This window comes from Piscinibacter sp. (assembly GCF_050175855.1).
Taxonomy (GTDB): Bacteria; Pseudomonadota; Gammaproteobacteria; order Burkholderiales; family Burkholderiaceae_C; genus Piscinibacter.
Genome location: NZ_JBFXIO010000401.1, coordinates 1 through 4,495, shown reverse-complemented (window position 1 = coordinate 4,495; position 4,495 = coordinate 1). Strand labels below are relative to the sequence as shown.

General features: G+C 71.9%; 6 protein-coding genes. 4 read left to right on the top strand and 2 right to left on the bottom strand.

All coding sequences use genetic code 11. The features are described from left to right. Position 1: 1 nt before the first annotated feature. The gene (locus AB7U92_RS22460) at positions 2-283 is read right to left on the bottom strand and encodes a UxaA family hydrolase (protein ID WP_428582283.1); all 282 of its coding nucleotides are present in this window, start codon (positions 281-283) and stop codon (positions 2-4) included. A 115-nt stretch (positions 284-398) separates the two neighbouring features. Here AB7U92_RS22460 and AB7U92_RS22455 point away from each other — a divergent pair, with 115 nt between their 5' ends. From AB7U92_RS22455 to AB7U92_RS22445, 3 genes are read left to right on the top strand one after another with little or no spacing between them, the layout of a single operon-like run. After that, the gene (locus AB7U92_RS22455; RefSeq protein WP_428582281.1) at positions 399-1,163 is read left to right on the top strand and encodes a GntR family transcriptional regulator; all 765 of its coding nucleotides are present in this window, start codon (positions 399-401) and stop codon (positions 1,161-1,163) included. Beyond that, positions 1,160-1,960, top strand: coding sequence for an inositol monophosphatase family protein (locus AB7U92_RS22450; protein WP_428582279.1), 801 nt, complete (start codon positions 1,160-1,162; stop codon positions 1,958-1,960). Before AB7U92_RS22455 ends, AB7U92_RS22450 begins: the two co-directional genes overlap by 4 nt. Beyond that, complete coding sequence (locus tag AB7U92_RS22445; protein ID WP_428582277.1) at positions 1,957-2,964, top strand: YeiH family protein; 1,008 nt, start codon at positions 1,957-1,959, stop codon at positions 2,962-2,964. Before AB7U92_RS22450 ends, AB7U92_RS22445 begins: the two co-directional genes overlap by 4 nt. A 5-nt stretch (positions 2,965-2,969) precedes the next feature. Here the strand turns inward: AB7U92_RS22445 and AB7U92_RS22440 are convergent, their stop codons facing one another. Next, positions 2,970-3,854 (bottom strand): LysR family transcriptional regulator, encoded by an 885-nt coding sequence (locus AB7U92_RS22440; protein ID WP_428582275.1) that lies wholly within the window; start codon positions 3,852-3,854, stop codon positions 2,970-2,972. Positions 3,855-3,948: 94 nt separating this feature from the next. Here AB7U92_RS22440 and AB7U92_RS22435 point away from each other — a divergent pair. Continuing rightward, positions 3,949-4,495 (top strand): succinate dehydrogenase/fumarate reductase iron-sulfur subunit (locus tag AB7U92_RS22435; RefSeq protein WP_428582273.1); only part of this gene is annotated, 547 nt, incomplete at its 3' end.

Genomic DNA, 4,495 nt, shown 5'->3' with positions numbered 1-4,495 from the left:
CTTACCAGCGCTTGGTCTTGATGTTGTGCACGTGGGCGTGCTCGCCGGCCTGGATCGGCGCGACGACCTTGCCCATGTCGATGCCGTACTTCCACACGGTGTCGCCCGGGCTCATGTCCTTGAGCGCCACCTTGTGGCCGATGGGGATGTCCTGGCGGGCGACGACCTGGGTGGCCTTGTCCTCGTCCATGATCCAGCCGTTGAGCGTCATGCCGGCCTTCACGCCCTCGGTTACCACGACCGCGACCGTGTCCTTCGCGTCGTGGAGCACGAAATGAATCATCTGTGAAGCTCCTTTGGTCAGGGGTGCACGCATCTTAGGCAGCCGCTCCGGCATGTCAAACAGGTCATATAGATGACTTGCATGAATGGCGCGCAGCGCACTAGCATCCGCCGCCATGCCCGGCCCCCTGCCTCCGTTCCAGCCGATCGCGCCCGATGCCGAGGGCCTGCCGCTGTTCCGCGTCGACACGGGTACGCTGCTGCGCGCCATCGAGTCGGGCGCCGCGGCGCCCGGCGCCGCCCTGCCCAGCGAGACCGAGCTCGCGCAGGCCATGGGCGTGTCGATCGGCACGCTGCGGCGGGCGGTCGACGAGCTGACCGCCGAGCACATCGTCGTGCGGCGCCAGGGCCGCGGCACCTTCGTCGCCACGCACAACGTCGACCGTTTCCTGTTCCAGTTCTTCCACGTCGAGCGCGAGGACGGCCTGCACGAGGTGCCGCAGGTCGACCTGCTGTCCTTCGAGCGCGGCCGCATCGACGAGGAGGCGGCCGCGGCGCTGTCGGTGCGCGAGGGCGATCCGGCCATCGTGATCGAGAACCGCCTGTCGCTGCAGGGCCGCGCCGTCATCCACGACCGGCTGGTGCTGCCGGCCGCCCTCTTCCGCGGCCTGACCGAGACCAGGTTCGCGCGCCGCCCGAGCACCATCTACCACCTGTACCAGACGGAGTACGGCATCACCGTGGTCCGCGCCCACGAGCGTGCCCGCGCGGTGCCCTGCGAGCGCGCCGTCGCCCGGGTGCTCGCGCTGGCGCCCGGCGCGCCGGTGCTCAAGGTGCGCCGCACCGCGCTGACCTTCGGCGACAAGCCGGTCGAGTACCGCGTCTCCACGCTCAACACGGCGCATCACGAATACGTGAGCACGCTGCAGAGGCCCGCATGACACCGCGGCAACTCGAAGCGGCGCGAGAACGCGCCAGCGGGGCCGCGGTCGAGGCCGGCGAACTGCTGCGCCGCGCCGCGCTCGACCTGGCCTCCCTGCGCGTCGAGGAGAAGGCTCCCGGCGATGTCGCCAGCCGCGCCGACCGCGACGCCGAGGCGCTGCTGCGCGCGCGGCTGCTGGAAGTCGACCCGCACATCGGCTTCGTCGGCGAGGAAGGCGGCGGCCGCTCCGATGCGGGCGCGCCTCACTGGCTGGTCGATCCGCTGGACGGCAGCATGAACTTCGTGCGCGGCTACCCGGCCTGGGCAGTGTCGATCGCGCTCGTGGTCGATGGCGAGCCGGTGGTCGGCGTGGTTCACGACCCGTGCCGCGGCGAGACCATCTCGGCCTCCTCCGGCGGCGGCGTGCGCCTCGAGGGCGGAAGCGCGGCCTCGCCGCGGCCGCCGCGATCCCTGTCGCAGGCGGTGGTCGGCACGGTCTTCCCCAAGCCCGGCTCACCGCGCCTGCCGCAGTACCTGGCGGAGTTCGCGCGCGTGGTCTCGGCCGCCGGCGGCGTGCGGCGCTCAGGCGCGATGGCGCTCGAACTCGCCTGGCTCGCCACCGGCCGCCTCGATGCCTTCTGGGAGCACGACATGGCACCGTGGGATGCTGCGGCGGGCGTGCTGCTTCTGCGCGAGGCCGGTGTGCGCTGCGTCGCCCGCGACGGCCAGCCCTGGTCGGGCAGCCGCTCGCTCGCGGCGGCGACACCGGCGCTGCTCGACGACTTCGTCACCTTGCTCGACGGGGCCACGGCATGAGGGCCGGCGTCCTGCAAGCCCGGCAATGCTGTCCGGGCGCGGCGCTGGCGGCGGTGATCGCGCTGTCGGCGACCTTCGTCTCCACGCTGCACGGCGGCCCGCAGCTGCTGTATGCGCTGTTCTTCGGCGTGGCCTTCCACTACCTCAGCCACGAGCCGGCCACCAAGCCCGGCATCGAGTTCTGCTCGCGCCACGTGCTGCGCTTCGGCGTGGGGCTGCTCGGCGCGCGCATCACGGCCGAGCAGATCGCCTCGCTGGGCTGGGCCACCGCCGGGCTGGTGATTGCCGGCGTGCTCACGACCATCATCGGCGGGCTGATGCTGGCGCGACGCCTCGGCATGACCCACGCCCAGGGCGTGCTCTCCGGTGGCGCGGTGGCGATCTGCGGCGCCTCGGCGGCCCTGGCCATCTCGGCGGTGTTGCCCAAGGAGAAGGACGGTGAACGCTTCACACTGCTGGTGGTGGTGACGGTCACTGCGCTGTCGACCGTGGCGATGGTGGTCTATCCCCTCATCGCCCGGGTGCTGCACCTCGACCCGCGGCTGGCCGGCCTGTTCCTCGGCGGCACCATTCATGACGTCGCGCAGGTCGTCGGCGCGGGCTACACGCTGGGCCCCGAGGCGGGCGACTTCGCCACCATCGTGAAGCTGTTCCGCGTCTCGATGCTGGCGGTGGTGGTGGTCGCCGTTGCCGCGGCCTTCCGCGAGGCGCGCGCGGCGGCACCGCTGGGCCACCCGGTGGCGCGCCAGCCGCTCGTGCCCTGGTTCCTGTGGATGTTCGTCGGGCTGGTGGTGGTGAACTCGCTCGGCGCTCTCGACGCGCCAACCCAGGAGGCGCTGGGCTGGCTGTCGCGCGCCTGCCTGGTGGTGGCGATCGCGGCGCTGGGCATGAAGACCAGCTTCGTGCAGCTCGCCCGCGCCGGCTGGCGGCCCTTCGGCCTCATCCTGGCGGAGACGCTGTGGCTCGCCGCGCTGGTGCTGGCGGGCATCCTGCTGATGGGATGAGCCGCTCAGCGCAGCTCGAAGTACTGCCGGATCGCCGCGGTGAAGCGCTTGCGCTGGTGCTGCCGGCGCTCCAGCAGGCCGACGTGGCGCTGCACGGTGACTCGCGCCAGCCGCACCACGCGCAGCGCGCGGTCGCGCGACCAGTCGACGTTGCGCAGCTGCGGCACGATGGACACGCCGAAGCCCTGCCGCACCAGCGCGAGGATGGCCTCCACCGAGTTCAGCTCCAGCGCCTCGTGGACGTTCGTCGCGCCGCATTGCGCGAGGACGCGGTCGACCAGGTCGCCCGTCCAGGTGCCCGGGTCGAAGCGCAGGAAGGGCGAGCGCCGCAGCATCTCGAGCGGCTGGGCTGCCAGCGCGAAGTGCGGCCGGCGCGGCACCACGAGCACCATCGGCTCGGTGTACAGCGGGCTCCACACCAGGCCCGCCGGCAGGCGCATGGGCGGCTGCGTGACCACCGCCGCATCGAGTTCGCCGCGCTCGACCTGCTGGGCGAAGCCGGCCGACAGCCCGGCGTACAGCTTCACGTCCAGGCGCGGGTGTTCGCGCTTGAGCGCCCACAGCGCGTCGGCAAACTCGCCCATCAGCGCCGAGACCAGCGCGCCGACGCGCACCGTGCCGGCCAGATCGTCGTCGTCGCGGGACTCCTCGGCGATCGCGGCGTAGCGCACCAGCAGGTCTTCCACCGGCGCGACGAGCGCTCGGCCGGCGGCGTTCAGCGCCGCCGAACGCGGGCCGCGATCGAACAGCGACCGACCGAGCTCGCCTTCGAGCGCGCGCATCTGCTGGCCCACGGCGGCGGCGGTCAGCCCGGCCTCTTCCCCGGCCGCGGCAAAGCTGCCGCCACGGGCGACGGCCAGGAAGATCCGCAGGGTCCGGATGGAGGGCATGAGCTAAAGACTCTCTTTTGCTGGAAGGAAGAAAAATTAGCTTTCGCTTGGGCTTCGAGGATGCCACGATCCGGACTTCCCGGGTGACTCGACCATGACGCTGAACACGCAGAGCACGGACAAGACGGCCAACCGGAGCGAGACGCTGCAGGTCTCGGTGTGGCGCGGCGCGCAGGACGGCCGCTGGGTCGAGTACGAGGTGCCCCGCCGCACCAGCCAGACGGTGCTCGACGTCGTGACGCACATCCAGCGCCACCTCGAGCCTTCGCTGTCGTACCGCTTCGCCTGCCGCGTCGGCATGTGCGGTTCCTGCGCGATGACCGTCAACGGCGTGGCACGCTGGACCTGCCGCACCCACGTGGCCAAGGTGGTCGGCGCCGACGGCCGGCTGCAGATCGGCCCGCTGGCCAACCTGCCGGTGATCCGCGACCTGGCCACCGACATGCGCGAGTTCTTCGACAAGTGGGCCCGCGCCAAGGGGCGCTTCGAGGGCACGGCCACGCGCCACGACGATTTCGCCCGCGTCGAGCCGGCCTCTGCGCAGCGGCAGGCGGCCAACGCCGGCATCGAGTGCATCGGCTGCGGCGTCTGCTACGCCTCCTGCGAGGTGGTGTCGTTCCGGCCCGACTACCTCGGGCCGG

Coding starts and splice junctions, on each gene's coding strand:
- AB7U92_RS22460 (WP_428582283.1), bottom strand. CDS start 283: ATGATTCATTTCGTGCTCCACGACGCGAAGGACACGGTCGCGGTCGTG.
- AB7U92_RS22455 (WP_428582281.1), top strand. CDS start 399: ATGCCCGGCCCCCTGCCTCCGTTCCAGCCGATCGCGCCCGATGCCGAG.
- AB7U92_RS22450 (WP_428582279.1), top strand. CDS start 1,160: ATGACACCGCGGCAACTCGAAGCGGCGCGAGAACGCGCCAGCGGGGCC.
- AB7U92_RS22445 (WP_428582277.1), top strand. CDS start 1,957: ATGAGGGCCGGCGTCCTGCAAGCCCGGCAATGCTGTCCGGGCGCGGCG.
- AB7U92_RS22440 (WP_428582275.1), bottom strand. CDS start 3,854: ATGCCCTCCATCCGGACCCTGCGGATCTTCCTGGCCGTCGCCCGTGGC.